General features: G+C 27.1%; 16 protein-coding genes. 2 read left to right on the top strand and 14 right to left on the bottom strand.

Annotated features, from left to right (window positions below; genetic code table 11):
* Positions 1–18 precede the first annotated feature (18 nt).
* From ABID14_RS03025 to ABID14_RS03070, 10 genes are all read right to left on the bottom strand, one after another.
* Positions 19–1,068 (bottom strand): Gfo/Idh/MocA family oxidoreductase, encoded by a 1,050-nt coding sequence (locus tag ABID14_RS03025; RefSeq protein WP_354367054.1) that lies wholly within the window; start codon positions 1,066–1,068, stop codon positions 19–21.
* Between the two features lies 1 nt (position 1,069).
* On the bottom strand, positions 1,070–2,143 hold the full coding sequence (locus tag ABID14_RS03030) for an SDR family oxidoreductase (protein WP_099320407.1): 1,074 nt from the start codon (positions 2,141–2,143) through the stop codon (positions 1,070–1,072).
* On the bottom strand, positions 2,140–3,516 hold the full coding sequence (locus ABID14_RS03035; RefSeq protein ID WP_099320406.1) for a phosphopantetheine-binding protein: 1,377 nt from the start codon (positions 3,514–3,516) through the stop codon (positions 2,140–2,142). The genes ABID14_RS03030 and ABID14_RS03035 overlap by 4 nt, the downstream gene beginning before the upstream one ends.
* A 24-nt stretch (positions 3,517–3,540) precedes the next feature.
* Positions 3,541–4,998 (bottom strand): condensation domain-containing protein, encoded by a 1,458-nt coding sequence (locus tag ABID14_RS03040; protein ID WP_209772407.1) that lies wholly within the window; start codon positions 4,996–4,998, stop codon positions 3,541–3,543.
* Positions 4,995–6,059 carry a Gfo/Idh/MocA family oxidoreductase gene (locus ABID14_RS03045; RefSeq protein ID WP_154541799.1) on the bottom strand — a complete coding sequence of 355 codons (1,065 nt, stop codon included), beginning with the start codon at positions 6,057–6,059 and terminating at the stop codon, positions 4,995–4,997. The genes ABID14_RS03040 and ABID14_RS03045 overlap by 4 nt, the downstream gene beginning before the upstream one ends.
* A 22-nt stretch (positions 6,060–6,081) precedes the next feature.
* Positions 6,082–12,255: a non-ribosomal peptide synthetase gene (locus ABID14_RS03050; RefSeq protein WP_354367058.1), complete on the bottom strand. Its 6,174-nt coding sequence runs from the start codon at positions 12,253–12,255 to the stop codon at positions 6,082–6,084.
* Positions 12,256–12,271: 16 nt separating this feature from the next.
* Positions 12,272–13,861 (bottom strand): AMP-binding protein, encoded by a 1,590-nt coding sequence (locus ABID14_RS03055; RefSeq protein ID WP_209772413.1) that lies wholly within the window; start codon positions 13,859–13,861, stop codon positions 12,272–12,274.
* Between the two features lie 18 nt (positions 13,862–13,879).
* A complete protein-coding gene (locus ABID14_RS03060; RefSeq protein WP_022620595.1) occupies positions 13,880–14,554 on the bottom strand; it encodes a 4'-phosphopantetheinyl transferase family protein in 675 nt (224 codons plus the stop codon).
* Positions 14,532–15,290: a thioesterase II family protein gene (locus tag ABID14_RS03065; RefSeq protein ID WP_099320402.1), complete on the bottom strand. Its 759-nt coding sequence runs from the start codon at positions 15,288–15,290 to the stop codon at positions 14,532–14,534. Before ABID14_RS03065 ends, ABID14_RS03060 begins: the two co-directional genes overlap by 23 nt.
* A 156-nt stretch (positions 15,291–15,446) precedes the next feature.
* Complete coding sequence (locus ABID14_RS03070) at positions 15,447–15,818, bottom strand: metal-dependent transcriptional regulator (RefSeq protein WP_209772480.1); 372 nt, start codon at positions 15,816–15,818, stop codon at positions 15,447–15,449.
* Between the two features lie 674 nt (positions 15,819–16,492).
* Here ABID14_RS03070 and mobC point away from each other — a divergent pair.
* Both mobC and ABID14_RS03080 read left to right on the top strand, forming a co-directional pair.
* Complete coding sequence (mobC, locus tag ABID14_RS03075; protein WP_040349748.1) at positions 16,493–16,861, top strand: plasmid mobilization relaxosome protein MobC; 369 nt, start codon at positions 16,493–16,495, stop codon at positions 16,859–16,861.
* Complete coding sequence (locus ABID14_RS03080; RefSeq protein WP_354367061.1) at positions 16,861–18,228, top strand: relaxase/mobilization nuclease domain-containing protein; 1,368 nt, start codon at positions 16,861–16,863, stop codon at positions 18,226–18,228. The genes mobC and ABID14_RS03080 overlap by 1 nt, the downstream gene beginning before the upstream one ends.
* Positions 18,229–18,992: 764 nt before the next feature.
* Here the strand turns inward: ABID14_RS03080 and ABID14_RS03085 are convergent.
* From ABID14_RS03085 to ABID14_RS03100, 4 genes are all read right to left on the bottom strand, one after another.
* Entirely contained in the window at positions 18,993–19,607 is a 615-nt protein-coding gene (locus ABID14_RS03085) for a response regulator transcription factor (protein WP_008902753.1), read from the bottom strand.
* Complete coding sequence (locus ABID14_RS03090; RefSeq protein WP_354367064.1) at positions 19,585–21,006, bottom strand: sensor histidine kinase; 1,422 nt, start codon at positions 21,004–21,006, stop codon at positions 19,585–19,587. Before ABID14_RS03090 ends, ABID14_RS03085 begins: the two co-directional genes overlap by 23 nt.
* Positions 21,007–21,153: 147 nt before the next feature.
* Positions 21,154–21,888 carry an ABC transporter permease gene (locus ABID14_RS03095; RefSeq protein ID WP_033647424.1) on the bottom strand — a complete coding sequence of 245 codons (735 nt, stop codon included), beginning with the start codon at positions 21,886–21,888 and terminating at the stop codon, positions 21,154–21,156.
* Positions 21,872–22,789, bottom strand: coding sequence for an ABC transporter ATP-binding protein (locus ABID14_RS03100; RefSeq protein WP_008901388.1), 918 nt, complete (start codon positions 22,787–22,789; stop codon positions 21,872–21,874). Before ABID14_RS03100 ends, ABID14_RS03095 begins: the two co-directional genes overlap by 17 nt.
* Positions 22,790–22,791 lie beyond the last annotated feature (2 nt).

Consider the following 22,791-nt stretch of genomic DNA (forward strand, 5'->3'; position numbering starts at 1 on the left):
ATTTACCTCCTTATTAAATTATTCATCAAGAATTTTTATATCACTCAGCAAAAGCAGCTTCTCTTTACTAGTCTCCATAAACTTTGCATATCCCGCTTTTTTCTGCAAAATTTCCCATTTTTTAGATGTTGATAGTTCCCTGTTTACTCGACGAATATCAAGTTTGCCTGAATTCATATATTTCTTCATTTTAATCAATTCTGCTGTTATTGAATCAATCCAGTATGTTTGAAAAAATTTTGAAGTACTCGTTTCTTTTAAAGAATTCAAAACCTTGTAGATTGACTCTTTACCTATATTTAAATCGTCTTTAGCTCCTTTTAAATATGTTCTTGGACGCCAAGCAACATCTCCATAAGCATCATTTAGCGATAATACTCCATCTTCATAATAAAGTTTAAAACTATACATTAATTGCATATTGTAATCAGGTGTTTTGGGATTTAATTGATTATTGAATTCTATTAAAATAGGTAATTTCCCTATATTTCCATATAATATATCAAATGGGCCTAATCCCTTTATTATATTATTATCCAACTCTAAATCACCTAAAATACCAGAAATAGCTAATAAATCCAAAGCTACATATGATAATTGTGTAGAAAAAGAAACACTTATATATTCTAACTTAGAATATATATTTAATTTTTTTGCATACACTGCAAAGCTCTGCATATTTGATAAATTTGAATATAGATTTGCAGTCATGTAAATAAGGTTTTTCTCTCTTGCTAGCTTATAACATTTATATAAATGTTCTTGATAAACAGGTTGCTCTTGAATTACGTTTATTCCTTTATTTAGTAAATCTATGCACAATCCTGTTCCATCCCCACCTGTTCCCTCACTTCTAACAATAACGCAAGCTAAATCTATATCTGATGGCAATTCTTCAACATTAAAATACAGTGGTATATTATATTTCTTTGAAAATGTCTTTGACCTTTCACTACCTCTTCCGATAATACCAACAATTTGAAAATCTGATTCGGCTCTCTTTAATGCTTTTAAATAAAATTCCCCAAAATTCGTGCCACAAACTATGGCTTTCAATCTTTTTTTCATTTTATATTTCTCCTTCAAAGATATTATTCAATTTCAAATTTGTTCCTTTCATCAATTTGTAATAAAATGTTGTATCCATTTCCATCATCTTATCAAGTAAACTATTTAATAAAGGAAACTCACTCATATCTTTGATTTCAGTTTTATTACCATGTTCTAGAGCTAAAATGGAAACAGCTGCTACTGTTAGAGCCGTTAATCTAGTTGGTGAAATGCTTTTTAAAATCATATTAGCATCTATAGTATTTTTATTTTTTATTCCTGTTGCCTCTAAGATAAATCCTCCAAAATCTTTTTTTTCAATATTATCCAAATTGGATAAATCCACTAATTTTTGTGCCATTACATTTATATTTTCAATGTTATCGGAACGAATATTCTTTAAAAAATTGCAAACATATCCGTTCTTTATGCACATATAAAATATGGCATTTTCCACACCTATTTGCCTACAAACTTTAATAGTTCTTTTATCAATATACGGAAATGGCACCCATCTTTCGCTGCTTATTGGCAATGTTATTGTTTTATTTTCTGCCAAATATGGTTCTATCTTCCCTGAATTTAAGATTGATCTTGCATAAAACCCATCTTCACTTAAATATCTCAAGTATTCTTTGGCTGCATTATAAGTAAATTCTCCATTAGAGGCGTAATACATTTGAAAACTAAGGGTTTTATCAAAAACTCTAGAAATAATAACTGGCAATGCTTCTATTAATCCTGGCGATGAACCAACTCCATGATATATTGTTCCTCCTTCAAAAACAGATTTCTCATAGAAATTATAATAACTTAAGTCAATGAGAATACATTTGTTTTTATTAACTGTATCTATTAAATTAAATATTGATGAATCTGAATACCCTGAACAGTTTATAATACAGTCACATCCATCAACAAACTCAATACAAGTATTTATATCATCCAAATCTATAAACGCAAAAGTATTCTTACTCTTATAAACTTTTTCTTTTTTTCTATATCCCAACTTTATATCTTTGATGCCATAATCATTCAAAATTTTAGTACATTCTGAACCAATATCTCCAGTAGCTCCAATTATTCCTATCATATTTCACCTTCTACTACCTCCATACCTAACTGTTTTGAATTTATCAAATTTAACATTTTTTCAAATTCAGGATTTGAAAAAATTTCATTTAATTTTAGGTTGCATTTTAATCTTCTTTCTATCTCAACTAGAAGCTTTGTTGCAGATAAGCTATTTCCTCCAAGCTTAAAATAATTAGAATTTCTATCTACATCATCTATATCCAAATTTTGCATCCATATTATTTTTAAGATTTCTTCTAAATTTTCATTATGATTTTTTAATTGTTCTTTTATTGTTGCTTTATCAGAGACATCCACATCAAAAGAGTCCAATGACAGCAAAACAATCTTCTTATCGAAATCTAACCCAATTTCATTTTCTAAGTTATTTATCAACTCAAGATGATCTGTATAGTTTTCTGATTCGAGATAATAAGCAATATTATTTTCTATCGAAAACATAGTATTTTTTAAAAAATATTTTTTGGCTATTTCCTTAATGTAATCAACTTTATAAAAAAACTGCGTACGTTTTTCAGTTTCTACATTAAGATTTTTTTCTTGAAAAAATATGGCTGTAAGTATAGATATTGGATCCATTTTACCAAAATCAATTACATGAATTTTTCCGTTTCTTTTTAACATTAGTTTTGAGGTTTTGAAAAAAGATTCAACATCTTCAATTTGATGTAAAAAATTAACAGAAATAATGTGATCAAATCTACTTAAGTAATTATCTTTTAAAAATTTCTTATCATTGCAATCATTTAATAAAATTACATTGTTTAAATATTTAATTCTGCTGACTAAGTTATCTTTTATTGTGCAATCTACATCATTAACAATGCCTATTGTTAACCTTTTAATATCTTTACTTTCATTATTGATGTTTTTAATTAATTTATCTAATAAACTCTCAGTAAACTCACTTCTAATGCCTAGTTTTGCTGGGGATATTTCATTATCTAAAAGCAAAAGCTCTTTTTTATTATTATTCTCAAGTATATCTACAAATAAATTCTTTTTTAGTTGTAGTTTTCTATATAAAGAATCCTCTGCGATTTTTACTTCATTCATCTCATCTGCTTTAAAATCTTTCACATATTTCAACCAGTATTTAATTATATTTTCATTCTTGTTGTCTATTTTTATTTTTTTAACATTAATTTCAGTTAATAAATCTAATAAAAATTTTTGGACAAAATACTTTCTCTTTTTTACTTCATTGTCTGTATTAATATTATCAATATAATTTATCTTAAATTCCGATTTATCTTCCTCTAATTCTGGTTCAACCAGGAGCGTTTTAACATTTTCTTGTGAGATTATTGTTTTATATTTACCACTATAAATTCTTTTTTGATACTCAATATTAAACTTTTTTCTTTTCATATTATTCCCTCCATAGTTGATTTATCAAAAATTAGAGCATATTTCATTTGAAACATCAATATACTTACCTATCATCCAAATAATATCCTCTTCATATAATAATTCATCTATATAATCAAAAGTAATCACAATACTATCATCAATCATTCTTATATGATGATCTAGATAAACTTGAGGTGTTTGACTTAATGAACATATTTCATGGAATCCATTTTTGCAATTGTTATAACTCTCTCCAATCATACAGGTAACTACTATTGGAAACAATTTATTTATTCCATTCTCTTGCCTAGCTTTATTTATAACATTAATCCCATCAAAACATCTATATTCTAATAACTTAAATATTTGTTTTTGGGTTTTTTTGATGGACTCTAATATAGATTTATATTCATCTTTATAGCTAATTAATCCTATATTTGTAAATTCTCCCAACAATTCATCTGCATTTTTAACTACTGGTAATTTCCCAAATAATGTTGTTGTTATTGTTAATTCGTCAGTCTCAATTAAGTCAGACAATACTTTCATATAAATAGTGATTAATATAGCAGACAACGTTACACCTCTTAGTTTTGAATAATGTATTAAATTGTCAGTTTGTTCTTTACTAAAACGATATTCTTTTCTTTTAAAATTGTATTCTTCTAAGTCATTAATCGGCATTTTTGTTCTTAAATTCGGTGCTTTTGGTAGTGTTTTTATCATTTTATTCCAATATTTTTCAGCCTCATCTAAAAGTCTCTTATTAAACGCAAGTTCCTTATATATTCTTAAATTCATTACATAATCTTTATAAGATACATCGGAAAAACTTATTTTTTCTCCTTCGTATAACGCAAAAAGCTTATATATCATATTACCTGCACTCCACGCATCTAATATAGAACAATCAAAACTTATGTGGAGTACATCATTTTTATTCCCGCCATTAATTTTCTTTCCAACTACGAATTTAAACATAGGCCATGTTTCGATATTATACTTCATATGCGATAAAATCTTTCGCATTTTATACCTATCCTCTTTAGAATTATATTGATATTTAAAAACTTTATATTCAGGAACTTTTTCCAGTATAATCCCTCTACCATCCGATAATAAAATCAATCTTAAAATATCATTTTTTCTAATCATCAAATTAATGTTTTTTTCAAGATTAGCAATATTTAAATTTTGCTTTTCAAATTCAATATAATAATGAGCATTAACTTTATTTAAAAATTCCCCATCTACTTGTCCAGCCATATATGCCAACTGAAGTGAACTCAATTCCAAAGTGTTTTCTTGTGCTTTTGATAAATATCTGAGTAAATCCTCTTTGTTAACTTTAATTTCGTTGATTACCTCTTCATTGTATAATTCTTTTTTGATTCTATATTTTAATTTTTTATCTTCCACAAACAAAAACATTCCCTGTTTTCTCAGCTCATTTACATAATCAAATAATTCTAAGTCTGTACTATCATTTTTTAGTTTCATTTTTTCATCCCTAAATTTTTTAAAGCTTGTAAATGGTTAAGATGTTCTTCACCAAATTTAACATTTTTAGGAAACCCTATTTCTTTCATTATTTCTCCCCATTTTTTCGAAACTATTATTTCCTTTTGCGTTCTTGTAATATTATTTTTTCTTTGTTTAACATTTTCAATAAATTTTTCAATTTCTTTCCTTATGGCATTCGGAAAAACATCATAAAGTATAGTTTCATATGTCAAGTTACTGTAATTTGCCAAGCTAAATTTTATTGGCTTATTTAAATAATTAACATCAATTTGTTTTGAATCTAACACAATATTATCAGATATATTCATTCTATCCCTCCATATTACAGATCCAAAGGTATCTTCAAGATCTAATCTTCCACTTTTATAAAAAAAAGTAATTTTATGAAGAAGATGCATATGGTTATTCCCATCCACATCAGAAACCTCATTATGAATTTGTAAGTTTACATCCAATTGCCCATTTGACAAAACAACACGATTAAAAGGGTATCTTTTCTCTGTTAACGTTGGAATTATATTAAAACTTCTAAGAAGAGGTAATGCTTCGTTCAGAATACCTATCAAAGAATAAAGAAGTTGCGAAGATGTCATGATATCTACATGTTCAAGAACATCTTTTTTATTTAAATATTTTGCAGCTTCAATAAATTTTTCAATAGTTTCCAATGAATTATATAAATTCCCTACTATATAATATGAGTTGAATTCATGAGCCAACTTTAAGCAGTTCTCTATCTCTCTATAATGAATTGGATGTTCCTGTATCACATGAATTCCTTTTTTTAAGAGACTCTCTGACAATTCAGTTCCCTTACCTCCCAATACAGAAGATTTAATTATAACAAATGCAATATCTATATTTCCTGGAATAGAATCTACATCAACATATAGTGGAACATTATGTTCTTCTGCACACCTCTTAGAACGACTACTTCCAAAAGCTAATATACCTACCAATTCAATATTATTTATTTTTTTTATCGCATTTATATAGGATTGACCAAAAGTTGTTCCACAAACTATCGCTTTCATCATAATGTTCCTCTCTCCAAATACATCATTTCAAAAAATCCATCAACTTTATTACCAAATTTTCAATATATGGAGTTTCCATAAATTCTCCTAATTCTAAATGAAAGCCATATCGTTCCATTAATGTATTAGATAGTTGTATCATATTTAAAGAATTCCCTCCTAGTTTAAAGAAGTTATCTTCTTTTTTTATTTCTTCAATTTTTAAAATTTCTTTCCAAATTTCTGATATAGAATAAAGTAACTCAGTGTTCAGTTTATCTTCTGTTTTCTTGTTTGATTTATGAATATCTTCATCAGGTTCATTATTTTGATAAACTGATAAGTCTTCTCTAATACATACATTATTTTCAGTATCTTTATTTTCCTTATAATTAATTTTAGTGGAAAACGTATTGGTATTATTTATTATAGTATCCAATAAGTTTCCATAAGACTCAAACATCCTATCTAGCAACTGTGCCGTAAATATTTCATCAATGGAATCCCAAATTATTTTTAATTTGCCGTCCATTTCCATAACTTGATGATCAAGCCAAACTTGTGGTGTTTGAGAAATATTATATACAAGTTCTCCTAGCCAAGTATCTTTCCTGCCTTCAGACAAACCTAATCCACTTGTAAATACTATAGGCATTAAAGAATATCTATTGTTAGAGTATTTATTCCTTAATTCTCTTCCAAATTCTACAGCACTATATGAATTGTGTTTTGTATCTTCTAATAATTGTTTTTGCAACATTTTGGATTTTTCTAGCAATGAATCGCTAGTACAATTTTTTACTTCAAGAAATGTTAGGTTAGTAAAATCTCCTATGATTTTATTTATATCCGGATGAATTTGTTCCTTGTTAAACTGTGTAATATTTAATACAAATTCATCATTTAATGAATATTTCCTAATTATTTCAGAAAATAATGTTATTAATAAAATTGTCAATGTTATGTTATTTTCTCTTGCGATTCCTTTTAATTTATTCAATCCATAAGAATCAATGATTTTTTCTCTTCTATTAAAAGTTTGTTCTTCTATATCACTTTCTAACTTTGCTATTTCAAATTTAGGGGCTTCCAAAAATCCATTCAATCTATTCAGCCAATATTTTTTATCAACCTGATATTTAGATGTGTTTTTTACTTTTCTAATTTCTAAAACATAATCTCTAAATGAAACATCTGGTAATTCCTTATAAAAATTTTCATCATTATATCTTAATTTCAATTCATCTAGAATATAGAACATACTCCAACCGTCTAAAATAATATTATCTAAACTAATGTGGAGTCTGGATTTAATTTCATCTAAAATGCTAAGTTTGAAATTAAATATAGGCCATTTATCTATCTTTAATATTTCGTGAGACATAATATCTCTAGTCAATTTTAAAGCTTCCTCTTGTTCAACCTTATTAAGACATGATAAGTTATTAATATCTAACATAAATGGTGGAACTTTTTCCAATATCTGTTGTGTTCCATTGTTTAAAATTATCGCCCTTAACATAGAATGATACTTAATCATATCATTTATTATCTTTTGAAGTTTATTAGGCTCAATATTCAAACAATCTAATTCGAAGTAACAATGTGTTGCTACTGAACCTAAAGAATACATTTTGTTTCTTCCTATCCAATATGCAAATTGCACATCCGTTAATGGAAATGGCTCATTTATATTTTCAACATCAGGTATAATTTTTTGAAATGATAAATTTCTCTTTTTGTCAATTTTTTTAATATACTCTGAAAGTTCTCTCAAAACAGGATATTTGAAGATGTCTCCAATTGATATTTGTACACACAATTCTTTCTGTACTTCGGAAACAATTTTCGTCGCTGTAAGAGAATCTCCTCCTAATTGAAAATAATTAGAAGTCGATAATACATTCATATCATTTAAAATTTCTTTATAAATATTGACTAATTTCCTTGTAATTTCATCATACTTTTCTGTTTCATTTTTACCTTCAATACTTTTGCTATCATAACCAGAATCTTGATTATCATGTCCTTCTATCAATTTCCTTAATTCTTTTCTATCAATTTTACCATTTTTATTTAAAGGCATTTCTCCTACTATTACAAATTCAAATGGAATCATGTATTCAGGAAGCTTGTTCTTTAAAAATTTAATTAATTCATCTTGTTCAACATCTATTTTGTTATTTTTAAGAACATATATCATACTTCCCATTTTGTTAATTTCAGTCTCATTAGATAAATACTCAATTTTATATTTACAATTTTCACTTGCATTTTTAATGTTTTTAATATTTGGAATAATTTTTCCATTACGCTCTAACAAATCAAAATCAATAAAACCACGTTCTAATACAGATGCACTAATTTCTGGTAATAATAATTCATCATTTATTTCAGTTCCAATCACAACGCCCATAGGAGATAATATGGTTTTTATATTACGCAACATATCTGAAATATTATGAGAACGATGTAGTGAATTATATAATATGACAATATCAAAATTTTCCGTTTTAAAATTTTCCAAATACTTACTTGAAGAATTTATTTTTATAAACTCGAAACAAGTATATTTATTTTTTATGTCTTCAAACTCATTTGCAAAATATAGTGAATTGTCCGTATAAACATATTTTTCGATTTTATCTTCAAAGTTTGTAATTACCTCTTCTGTTAATTCGCTATTTCTTCCACCTATTTCTAAAATCTTAAGCTTTTTATTTTTGCCATCAAATACCATCTTTATAGTTTCAATAAGTTCATTTATATTTTCTCTATAATTTTTCAGTTTTCTCAAAAGTCTGGAAGGACTAAGTTTAGATTCAGAAGCATAAAACACATCAATAGCTTGTTTCTTACCCTGTATAATATCTACCACATTATTTTTGAAATTATCTAGGTTGACTGTTGTGTCTAATGCTATATCTATTTTTTTAAATAAGTAAATACCGTCTTCTAAACTTATCATACTATGCTCTTGCAATAATAATAGCCATCTTTTTACGAGCAATTCGTATCCTATATCTATTTCTCCAAATTTCATTATTTCATCAAAAGAATACCTTTTTCCTTGACTAATACCCAAATCCATGAAAATAGAAAATATCAAACCTAAAACCATATTATTTTCACTATTTAGATACTCATCATAATCAATGTATTCAGATTTCAGTTTATTTATTTTTTCATTACTACTTAATCTAGTTAATGTATGATCCTTACTCTCATTACTTTCAATAAATGCGACCAATTGATTATTAGTGCCTATCTTAATAACATCAACAACAGCTTTATTAATTTTAGGATTTCCAATTAAAGCATCTTCAATTTCTCCAAGTTCTATTCGATGCCCTTTAACTTTTACCTGATTATCAAGCCTTCCTAAAAATTCAATAGTTCCATCATTCCATGTTCTTCCAGCATCTCCAGTTCTATACCATTTAACTCCATCCGATTCTACAAATTTCTTTTCTGTTAATTCCTTATCTCCCCTATATCCCTTTGCAACACCAACCCCACCAATTAACAATTCTCCTTTAACATAGTTAGGACATATTCTTCCTAAACCATCAACTACTCTATAGACTTGGTTCTTTAACGCTTTTCCATATGGAATAGAAATCCAATTTTTAGGTATTTCCTTTGGAATATTGATATAATTTGACCAAATGGAAGCCTCTGTTCCTCCTCCCATTCCAACTACAAGAGAATTTTTGCTTCTGTTATAAAATCTTTTAGGTAATGTTGTTGCAATCCAGTCTCCAGAAAGAAAAACTAATCTCAATGGAATAGAAACATCTTTACCCTCTGCCATAGTTACTAGCATATCAAAAAGAATTGGCACCGAATCCCACATTGTTACTTCATATTTTTCAATAAGTTTTAACCAAAGTTCCGGATCTTTGAAATTATTATCATCTAAAGTAATGATGGTTCCTCCAGCCGATAATATTCCAAAAATATCATAAACTGATAAATCAAAATCAATTGCTGATACCATTATTACGCTATCATTGGCATTTACTTCATATCTTTCATTTAAGTCATTGATTGTATTAACAGCACTATTGTGTGCAATTTCCACACCTTTAGGAATTCCCGTCGTTCCTGATGTCATAATTACATAGGCTGTATCAAACGGACTAATATTGACAGGTTTTTCAATTATACTTTGAATAGTTGATTGATCCATATCAACAAATGTGATATCTGTATCATCTAAATTAAAATCCCTTATTGTATTTTTATTGGATAAGACATGTTTTATTCCTATCTGTTCATATATTTTTCTTCTTCTTTCGTTGGGTTGATTAATACCGATAGGAACATATGCTGCGCCAGCAAATAAAATTCCTAAAATACCAACTATTTGACTATATCCCCTTGGCAATGTTATTCCCACGTAGTCATTCTTTTTTACTCCAAAAGAAATTAAATTTGTTGCAATAATTAACGCCTTTTTGTATAAATCTCCATAAGTTAATTCAATACCGGATTGTGCATCCACGATAGCAACTTTTTCCGGGTTTACTTTAATCCTATCAAGAAATTCTGTATAGAGAGTTTGTTTAGGGTAACTCAAAGGCAAAATATTATTTAATTCTTTTTCTCTATCTTCAATCTGATTCAACGGAAGAATTTCAGGCAATCTATACCAATTTTCATTATCACTTAATGATTGTAATAAAGTGTATAAAGAGTCGAACATATCATCAATCATTCCATCTGGATATAATTCATCAACCACATCCCAGCATAATACAATCTCATCATCTACTAAATAAGTTTGAAAATCGAGCCAAACTTGTGGAGTTTGTGATACCATATAGTTTATTTTCCCGAATATTTTTCTTGTTTCCTGAGTCTCTAAAGGATAATCTATATTACAAGCAAACACCACAGGTGCAATATTGATAGTTTTTCCAACTTCTTTATAAACATCTCTTAGTACCTGCACTCCAGAGTATGAGCTGTGAGAGGCATTTTCTAAAAATGTGCCAGATATAGTTTTCACTCTATCTAAAAATTTTTCATTCTTTCTTTCACACTCAACTAATAGAAGATTAGTAAAATCTGCAACCATTCTTTTAACACTATTATCATTTACATCTCTATTGAATAATGGCACATTGATCACAAATTTTTCTTGATTTGTCCATCTTTCAATAATCATTGAATATGCTGATAACAGAACCATTGATGGGGTAACTTTATTTTTATATGCATTTTCTTTAATCTTAATCCAGTTTTCTTTGCTAATAATTTTCTTTCTTCTTGAAAAAACCACTTTTTCAATCATTTCTGGTTTTTTGTTAATGGGTAAGTTAGATGCCTCTAAAGGAAAACTGGATTCAATTTTTTTCTTCCAGAATTCCTTATCTTTTTTGTATATTTCGTCATCTATTTTTCGTTCCTCCAGATAATTTTTAAAAGTATAATTGCTATCTATTGAAACTTTATCTTCTCCGCAGTACAGCTCTACAAGTCTACTCATTATAATGCCTATGCTCATTATATCTGCAACTAGAATATCAATATCTAAAAATATTCTATGTTTTTTATCCTTTAGTAACGCAATGCTAAGGCTAGCTACTTCTCCAACTTCTATATCAAATTTTCTATGAGACATTTCTTTTCTCATTTCCAATAGTTTTATGTCTGCATCTTCTTCAGATAGTGAAGTATAATTAAAAATTTTAACTTCTTTTGAGTATGGTTCTTCCATAATTTGCTGAGTACCATTACGGTTAAATTTTGCTCTAAGCATTGGATTTTCCATTTGTAAACAGTTCCAAGCAGCAGTTAATTTATCTGTTACAATCTCTTGTCCATCAATTTCTAAGTATGCGTGACACCCAACACCACCTAGAACCTGATCTTCTTCTCTCCCTACAAAATAAGCATACTGTACATCCGTTAAAGGGAACTCTTCCGAAATATTCTTTTCTCTTGATTCAGTCTTTTTATCAATATTTTTAATATTTGCTTTTTCAATAAGTCTAATCCAATCTTCAAGTGTAGGATTTTCCATTAGTTTTGCAAACGATAATTTTAACCCTAATTTTTTAAGCTCTGAAACTATTTGCATGATTTGGATAGAGCCTAAACCCTTTTCAATCAAATTGTCTTTTCCTGAAGGTTTAAATCCATCTAAGTTTGCTTGTAACACTTCATCAAGAAGTCGTACTGCCTGTTGTCTAGTTTGATATGTTTCCATATTGTAGCCTCCTTATCTATTTAATCATTTGTTGTTTTAATTTACTTTTATCTACCTTTCCAACGCTTGTTAATGGCCATTGATCAACATACTGTACTTCATCCGGTAACTTAAAAGAAGCAAGTCCTCTTTCTACCAAATAATTCCTTATATCTCTAAGTGTAAGAACGGTACTCCCCTTCAAAATAAATACACCTATTTTTTCTCCGAGAGTCTCATCGGGTATGCCAACAATTTGCACTTCTCTAATATTCTTATTTGTAAGCAAAATATTTTCCAACTCAGAAGGAACTATTTTTTCTCCAGCACGATTTATAATCTCCAACACACGACCAACAATTTTATAATTGTCTCCATATAACTTAGCGGCTCTATCTCCTGTTCTTAAAAAACATTCTTCTGTAAACTGAGTATCATTTAGTTTTGATGAATCATAATATTCCAAAATAGTATATGGTCCCCTAACTATTAGCTCTCCAAAATCTCCATCAGGAACCTCTTTCCCGTTTTCATCAACAATACGAGCTTCGTCAAACTCACTTAACTTCTTCCCTTGAGTATGTAATCTGTCATAATCATCGTCCAAAACCCTAGAGCAAGTAATCAACGACTCACTCATGCCATACAATTGCAATAATTTACAATTAAATTCTTCCTGAATCTTTTTTGCTAAGTTAGAATCAAGAACAGATCCACCTATCTGTATATACTTCAAACTGCTGATATCAGCATCATCATTTTTAAGATATTCTATACACATATTAGCTAAAGTAGGTACCAATGCCATAATGCTAACTTCCTGTTCCTCAATCAAAGGTATTATTTCATCAGGACTGGATACTCTACAAGTAACCACCTTACCACCTTTTGACAATGTCCCAATCATTCCCGGACAACAAAGTGCAAATTTATGGCTCATAGGTAAAGCTGCCAAATACACTGTATCTTCATTCATATCTGTTGCATTTGCCAGTTCTTTTGCTAAATATATAAATTCACAATGCCTATTAGGTATTAGTTTCGGAAATCCGGTTGTACCTCCTGACAATAAAAATATAGCCGTTTCCTTATACTCTAATTCTTCAACAAATTTATTTTTTCTATTTTGTCTTAAGGTACATAACTTCTCATATTTCTCTGTTTCGCCAATCAAATAAACTTGTAAATCTTCTTTCGTATCTTCTATAATATTAGACACCATATCTTCATATGAAAATCCTAAGTACCTGTTAATTCCAATATATGCTTTTGCATTTGTTTTATTTAAAATTCCCTTAACTTCTGAATATCTATGACCCATCAAGATAATTACAGGAATCACTCCTATACTCATCATTGCAAATAAAATTATAATGAATTCTTTGCTATTAGGAAGTTGAAATAATACTTTATCTCCCTTACAGAAGCCTTGATTTAAAAGTCCATTAGCATAACAATCCACTTCATCTTTAAGTTGTCTATATGTCAATTCTTCATTTTCATCTACAACTGCTACTCTATCGGCGTATGTATTTGACCACATTTTCAAATGTTCGCCAACAGTTAGATGCTCCCAAACATCTTTATCATAAAAGTTGATTAATTGTCTCTTAATCTCTAAATTCATAATATTTGCCCTACCTTTTTAATAGCATAACGCAAAAACAAATTTTTCTTTTTCAAAAATCAAAATCTCCTTTTGAATATTATTTTCTTTATCTATAACTTTCATTACATTATTATTTTTATTAATAACATCAACTGTTTCCAAATTTTGAATTAAACCGACTCCTTTATATTTTAAATAAGCTTCTTTAGAAACCCAATATTTGTAAAAGTCTTTCAAACCTAATATTTTTTCATTGTTAATAAAAAAATTATTCTTAATTTCACTATAATCTATATTTCTTTCTATATTTTCAATATCAACTCCTATATCATTTCTTGAGAAAGCTACTATTGAAAATCCTGTGGTATGTGATATATTAAAATGTAAATTCAAATGATTTCTAATATATGGTTTATTATATTTACCGTAACGCCATCTAATCTCTTCGAATTTTAGTTTCTCAATTTTAGAAAATAGCAAGTTTACTATTGCTTTTGTTACAGCATAATTAATTCTGTCACTTTCTTTTCTATACTTCCACATAATTTCAATTTGATCTTTACTTAAATATGGAATACATTCACTTATAATTCCATAACTATTTGTTTCTACAGCAACTACTGCTATACAATCATCATGTATAAATTGAACTACCTCATTAATGTCAAATTTTGTTAGTTCTGTAATTTTAATTATTTTTAACGTTTTCATTAATATAGCTTTTTATTTCCCTTATAACCATATCAGTTGATGTATTTACAAACATATGCTTGCCATCTATATATTTATAGACGAATTCTTTTGTTGTATAATCTTGCCATTTTTTAAGTTCTTCTAATTTCATTTCTTGATCTTTATCTCCCATAAGGCCAAGTATGGGACTTTCTAATTTTTCATGTTTTGTATCTTGATAGTCTTCGTCTATTACAAAATCTGCTCTAAGTGTCGGTAAAAAAATTGAAATCAATTCTTTATTATCTAATATCTCTTTCGGGGTTCCCTCATATCTTCTTAGCCCTTCTATAAAACCTTCGTCATCAAGGTGATAGATTGGATTTGGTTCTTTATACACTGGAGCACGTCCACCTGAAATTATTATTCCTCTTGGATTTTCATAACTTGAATTTTTGATCTTTAAGGCTATTTCATAAACAATTTTTGTTCCCATACTGTGTCCAAATAAATAGTAAGGTTTTCCAAAATCAAAATTTTCTTTCATATCATTGAATAATGTTTCAACTAAAATATTAATATCACTTGTAGCCTTTTCAGAAAATCTATTTTCTCTTCCTGGATATTGAGCAACAAATACCCTTACATCTTCAAATTCATATTTCCAATTTCTAAATGCAGATACTCCACCTCCTGCAAACGGAAATATAACAAGACTAGCTTTAATATTATTTTCGTCTAATTCTTTATTTAGCATTTCAAAATTTTTTGACATAAATTCACCTTTTAAAATATTTTTTGTTAGCAACAGCTAACCTTAATTCATTATATACTATTTGATAATATTTATCAATGGTATTTTGAACTTTTTTGTTAAATAATTAAAAAAAACAGCATAAAAAACTTATTTAAAAGTTATCTATGCTATTCATTATAAGGTTTCATTAAAATGTTTTTTTAATTTTTTAAACGTTTCATCTGATATAACGTGTTCTATAAGACAAGCTTCACTTTCTGCTTGTTTAGGATTAACTCCAAGTTTAATGAATACGCTAGTAAGATACATATGTTTTTTATACATCTTTTCACAAAATATTTTTGATTCGTCTGTTAAACGAACTATTTTATCATCTCCATAAATTATCCTGCCTTTATTGTCAAGTTTTTTTAGCATTCTTGTAACCGTCGGTCTTTTGTAATCCAAATAGTTAGCAATGTCTATATTTCTAACCTCTTCATTTTCCAAAGATAAAATATATATGGCTTCTAAATAATTTTCTTCAGCAAATTCCCTGTGTAAAATAAATTTCTCCCCCTCTTAAATTGTTAGTAACTAAGAATTTAATTAAATATTTTTAAATATGATAATTTAAAATATTTTTTAACATCATACATATTATTATAGTTGTAAAAGTATCTATTTCAAAGTAAATTTTTTAATTTTTTAAAATTCAAGTTATCATAAAATAGTGTATTTTTATTAAACAAAAATAGCAAAAATAACAAAAATAGCAAAAATAGCAAAAATAGCAAGCACAGTAAGTGCATATGCACTTACTAAAAATGGAATAAGAATACTACGATCATATCGCTTATTTTTTCCATTTTACTTGTTGGGGAATATCCCCAAACCCCTAAATTTATAATAATTAAATTCAGCAACAAACGCTTATAATAGCTTCAACGTAAACTTGAATATTATCTCAAAAAATGATAAAATATAAATAATAAAAAAATTAAATCAGGAGATTTCCAGACGAAATATATAGAATAAATTAAACCTGTAAGTCAAGTAATCCTACTTGAATTTACAGGTTTTTCTTTTTTATTTCTATTAATAAATTTATTAGGTAGACGAACTTCAATGAGGTTTACTACGAGCTCTATATATACAATTATTATCCCATAAGAAAGAGGGATTGAGAACAAAATGTAGTATTTTATTACTACAACTATAATAGACAAGGAGGTTAAATTATGACAAGTAGATTTAGGCATAACGGAATCTATTTAATGTTATCTGATGAGGAGTTAGAATTGCTAAATGAAAAATATAAAGCATCTAAGTGTAAAACTCTTAGACAATTTATTATGAAATGTATTTTAGAAAAAGATATTTATGTACTAGATATGGATGTCTTTCGTGAAATGTCAACAAATATAAGTCGTACTTCAAATAATATAAATCAAATTGCTAAAAGGATAAATACTACATCAATTATATATAAAGATGATTTAGAAGATTTAAAAAGCTTATTAGAAAAACAAGCAAAGGATATTTTATCCATGCGTAAAAAAATATACTCTCTTACCTATTCCAATAGTTTTAATACGGAGAAAAAATAATGGCTGTTACTAAAATTCATCCTATTAAATCTACCTTAAAAGCCGCCCTTGATTATATTATGGATAGCAATAAAACAGACGAAAGAATTCTAATCTCATCTTTAAATTGTAACCCTATAACTGCTCATTTAGAGTTTGAACAAACAAAAATAGAATGTAATTCTAAGGCAAAAGTTTTAGCTAGACATTTAATTCAAGCTTTTGCACCTGGAGAAACTACACCTGAAGAAGCACACAAAATTGGAATTGAATTATGTGAGAAGGTACTACAAGGAAAATATGAATACGTAATAACAACCCATGTAGATAAGGAGCATATTCATAACCATATTCTATTTAATAATGTTTCTTTTGATACAGGTAAAGCCTATCAAAGCAATAAAAAATCTTACCATCAAATTAGAAATTATAGTGATGACTTGTGTAGAAAATATAAGTTATCTGTTATAGATGAAGACTATATGAAGTTTAAAAATAAATATAAAACTAATGGGAAATCATATAAGGAATATATGGAATTTAAAAAAGGGACATCTTGGAAATATAGACTTCAAATATCTATTGATCATGCTATTCAAAAGTCTAATAGCTATGATAATTTTTTAAAAACTATGGAAGAATATGGATACGAAATCAAATTAGGCAAGTACATATCTTTTCGTCATAAAGAGCAAGGAGAAAAAGGACGATTTATTCGTGCTAAAGAAACTACTCTTGGAAAAGATTATACCAATGAAAAGATCAAGGAAAGAATCGAGAATAATATGAATAAAAAGTCAGTAAAAATTGATTTTGATTCTTCTACGAAAACATATAAAAAAGTCGACAATATAATAGACTTAAAAAATAATAAAAAGATACAATCTTCTGAAGCTTATGAAATATGGGCAAAGAAACACAATATGAATACTATGGCTGATACTTTAAATCAACTCAGAAAGTATGGGCTGACATCTAATATAGATCTAGAAAATAAACTTCAACAAGAAGCCATTAATAGGCAAAAAACTTTAAATGAAATTAAGAATATAGAAAAAGATTTGAACGAAATCTATACTGCAATTGAAGCTTTAAACACTTTACAAATAAATAAATCTATTTATGAAATCTATAAATCAAACTCTAAAGATAAAGAATTTTATGCAGAATATAGAACTCAAATTATCACATACGAAAAGTCATTAACTACTTTAGACAAAAACAAGTATAAAAATTTAAGCATAAAAGAACTATCAAATATTTACGATGAATATAAAAGTAAAAAAGATATCCTTATGGTAGAATATTCCAATAAGAACATCTTGATTTACGAGCTTACTCAATTAAGAAAAAATACAGATAAGTATATTAATAATGAGTTAATATAAGTAATATATTTTTAAGATATTTAGAAAATAGGTTACGAAGTACTGTAATCATGACTTTCTCTCAATTGGTTCTGTAAAACCTGCTCTTCCCAATAGACTGTAAGCTGCTATTTTTCTTAATCAAAAAAAATGCACTTTTATCACTAAATTCTGTGGTTCAAATATTTGTAACCTAATTTGGCACAATTAACCAATAAGGATAAATTTTAGATTATATCTTCAAAAAATAAAATCAATTGTGATAGTATTTGACCCAATCCGCTTATTCTGCTTGTCCATTTACTTGAAGCATCCACCACTTCTAAATACAAACTTTTTTTATAAAACATGGTCATTTAAAAACATCATTTTGTTTTTTGTTACTTCTCTTAATTGTCTATTAAATAATTGTCTATTAAAGTTTTCCATTCCTATTATTTTTAAGTCTTTCATTTTGAAATGTTTAGATCTATGTTTTCACAGGACGATTTTACTATTTCTTGCTTGATCCATTTCTAATACTTAAAGATAATATTTTTCACCATATTCATAGTCTAAGTACTCGTCTAATTCTGCTTTTAACATTTGTTCCACTGTCTCACCTAAAATATCTTCTATTGTTTCTTGTGAGTCTTGCACTTTCTCTGAACGATATTATTCGATTTAACACTTTAGATATTTTATTTAATCTTATTTCTAATCTTTTATATACATAAAATATTACCCAGTCACTCCTAAGAGTGCCTTAATATTAGTTCTATTAAATAAAGAACTTTTTAATTCTATTATTTAAAATATACAGGTTTTACATATCCATATTTCATTGCAATATGAACCATCTCTTGATAATTTCTAACACCCAATTTTTCGTATATGCGATTTAACGCTGTCGCTAATGAACTTTTACAAATATTACATTCCTTTGCGACTTCCATTCTTGTAAGCCCTGAACAATACAAATTAATAATTTCAATTTCTCTTTCTGTCAAATCATAATTCAAGTTAGTGTTTACATTAAATATTAACTCTCCATTTACTACATCATTTAATTTCTTTACTAAAACTTTGATATTCTCATCTTTGCATATGAACCCTTTAGTACCTATTTCCTTCGCTTTCTCTTCAAAGCCTATTAAATCATATCCAGTTAGCATAACGATTTTTTGTTTTGGATATTTTATTAATATCTCATTAGAAACTTCTAATCCATCCTTATTGCCCTTCATTTTACTCAAATTAATATCCATTAAAATAATATCATATTCTTTTTTTTCTAATATTGATCCCAAATTAAAAATATCATCAATCAAATCAACAATATCTATTTCTTCTTCACGCTCTAAACTATATTTTAAACTATTAGAAAACATGGTATGGTCATCTATTAATAATATTTTCACAGATCACTTCCTCCTCTATAGGTATAGTTACATTAATTTTAATGAATGGTTCAACTTTGTCATAAAACTGATCAATTAATATTTTCCCATCTAATTTTTCAATTTCATCTTTTATAATCTCTAATCCTCTTCCATTCCCTATCTTTATATTTTCATAATCAAATACATCTTCATGATTGATTACGCTAATATATAATTCTCTATTATCCGTTTTTATATTAATCTCAGAATAATTTCCTTTTGAATGTTTGTATATATTTATACATAATTCATGCAAAATCTTATAAATAACCATATCGTATGGATAATTTACAAAAAACTCTTTATCACAATTTAAGTCTATTAATATATCATTTTTGTTAAACCTGTTCCTTAAAGATTCTATTAAATTATAGTAATTGTCTGCTAATGGTAAATCATAAATAATTGTAGGATTATATAATTCAATCTCGGACCTTGTAATTCCAATTAATTTATCTATTGTTTTAATTGACTCATCTAAAAATTCTTTTTCTCCTAAAAGAATATTCATTTTTATAGCTATTATATCTTGTAATATATCATCATGTAAAAAGTTTGAAATTCTTTTGTTATAATTCTTTTCTATATTGTATTGCTGTATTTTATTTCTTATCACTCCATTTGGATCTTTCTGTTTTTCAAAATAAAAGTAAAACATTAACATACTCTCTTTGTATATTGTTATTAGACTTATCCCCATATAAATAACTCTCCTTAGACCTTGTCCAAATAAATTTACAAATACTATAAATATACATAAAAACATACAGTCTATAATCATCAAGAGCATTTCATTTTTGTTTATCACTTTAGATGAATTTTGTTTTTTTAGTAGTATGAAATATAATGTAGTCAAATATATTGAATTCAACAAAAAGTATATTTCCAGCTTTTCTAACTTAGCGTTATTTATAAATATTCCGCTAAATATATATATAAATATTGAGGCAATAAATAAAAATGTTACCCCATATATTTTTGCACCAAACTCAAATAATATCTTTCGTTTCTTGTATGCCATAACAAAAGGACCAAATGTTATAATTACATACAAAATATAATTTATTATCTCTGCATACCCTAAATCAAGTGACTCAAACAATATAGCTAAAATTGTAAAAAATATAATAATCTTATTAAGTATTTTTATATCTATTAAATATGCACTAACGACTTTGAGTAAATTTGCTGTAATTACAAACACCGTTATTAGCTTAAATGTTGTGTACATATTACTTTTTAAAAAATCAAAAACGTCAACTACTACAAAAATATTAATACATAAAGTAGCTATTATAAAATTTTTAATCGTCTCCTTAACTCTATCTAATACCAAAATTTTATAGCTTATGTATCCGTATACTGTAAATAAACACAAAGAGAATAGTTGTATATTATAAATGCTATTATTTCCCAAATGACTAAGGACGAAATAACTAATCACACCTTGAACTATTATACATAAAACTAATAATACACTTTTTCTATTTATCATATACAGTACCTTCCATTTATCATGTTATTTTTAATTAATATCTGACTTTCTAAATATTAATATTGTTATTGTAATCATAATAAAAAAGACTATTAGGGATATAGTTGTAGGTCTAAGAGTTCCGTCTATAAAGTTTTTATTTATAATTACATTTTTTATTTGAGATAGCGGAAAAAATGTAATACTTTTTTTTATAAATTCTATAGGTATTATTCCCTGTAACATTGATATTACTACTGGAATTGCTAAAGAGATCCCTATTGTTTCCCCGATACTTTGGGTTGCAAATCCTAATAAAGAATAAATACTCGTTAAAGACATAAAGCATAAATTAGAAATAATTATTATTCTTACAATTTCAAGAATATTATTATAGTCTTTGATTGGTAAAAATCCATACTTTAAGCTCCCCATTATTCCTACTATAATTGGATACAAGTTAACAATTATAAAAGAAGCAATCATCAATACAATCAATTTTGATATTACAATGTCTTTTCGACTAATTCCTGAAGAAATCTGTCTTTGTATAATCTTTGAAGAAAAATCACTACCTATAAAATATCCACAATAAACCGCAATGAAAAATGACATAAATATATCTGAATAAGATTTTATAAAACCTTCATACCCACTGCTTATATTTCCCTGTACGGTATCTTGAAATCCACTTAATATTGATAACAATGTTACACTTAAAATTAGCACATAAAAAAACTTATCTTTCTTCAATCTTTCTGCATTAAATTTAATTAAGTTCTTCATTGTCTCCCTCCACTAATTTTATCATATATGTTTCTAAATTATCTCTTTTTATTTCTATTTTACAGTTATTTAGTCTTAATTTTTTTATAATTTCTAGCTCTTCATCTTTTGAATATATGCCTCGAACCTCTAAAGTATTATTTTTTAATCTATATTCTCTTTCAGGGCATGCTATTTTCAATAGATTATAAACTTCCTCGATATTATCTCTATATCCTATAACAGATGTGTCTAAATCTTTCGTTAATTCTGTTTTTGAAACCACCTGTATTATTTTCCCCTTATCTATAAATATGAAATCTGTGGCTATCTCATACAATTCTGTTAATATGTGGCTAGATATTAATATTGTCTTATTTTCTTTTTCTATGAAATCTCTAAAAATTCTTCTTAGCTTTGATACGGATATTGGATCGATTCCGTTTGTTGGCTCATCTAAAATCAATAAATCAGGATTTTTCAAAAAAGCTATTCCTAATCCAAGTTTTTGCTTCGTTCCTAGCGATAAATTTTTAGCTTTCTTTTTTAAGCTATCCATTATTTCTAGTTGTTGGAATATTTCCTTTTGCTCCATTCCAAATTCAATCCCAAGTTCAATACAAGCTAATCTTATATTTTCTTCTGCAGTCAATCCGGAGTAAAAACTTGGAGTTTCAATCGTTGCACTGATATGTTCTCTACTCTTTATCAGTTCTTTTGAAAAAGATTTATTAAATAATTTTATAGAACCTTTTGTAGGAAAAATATTTCCAGTAATTATTTTAACTAAAGTAGATTTCCCAGCTCCATTTACTCCTATCAAACCATAAATTCTATTGCTTTCTATTTTTAAATCTATATTCTCTAGAGCGATAGTCTCTTTATACTTTTTAGAAATATTTTCTAATTGAATTACATCCATTT

The organism is Peptoniphilus olsenii (assembly GCF_040545475.1).
Classification (GTDB): Bacteria; Bacillota; Clostridia; order Tissierellales; family Peptoniphilaceae; genus Peptoniphilus_A; species Peptoniphilus_A olsenii.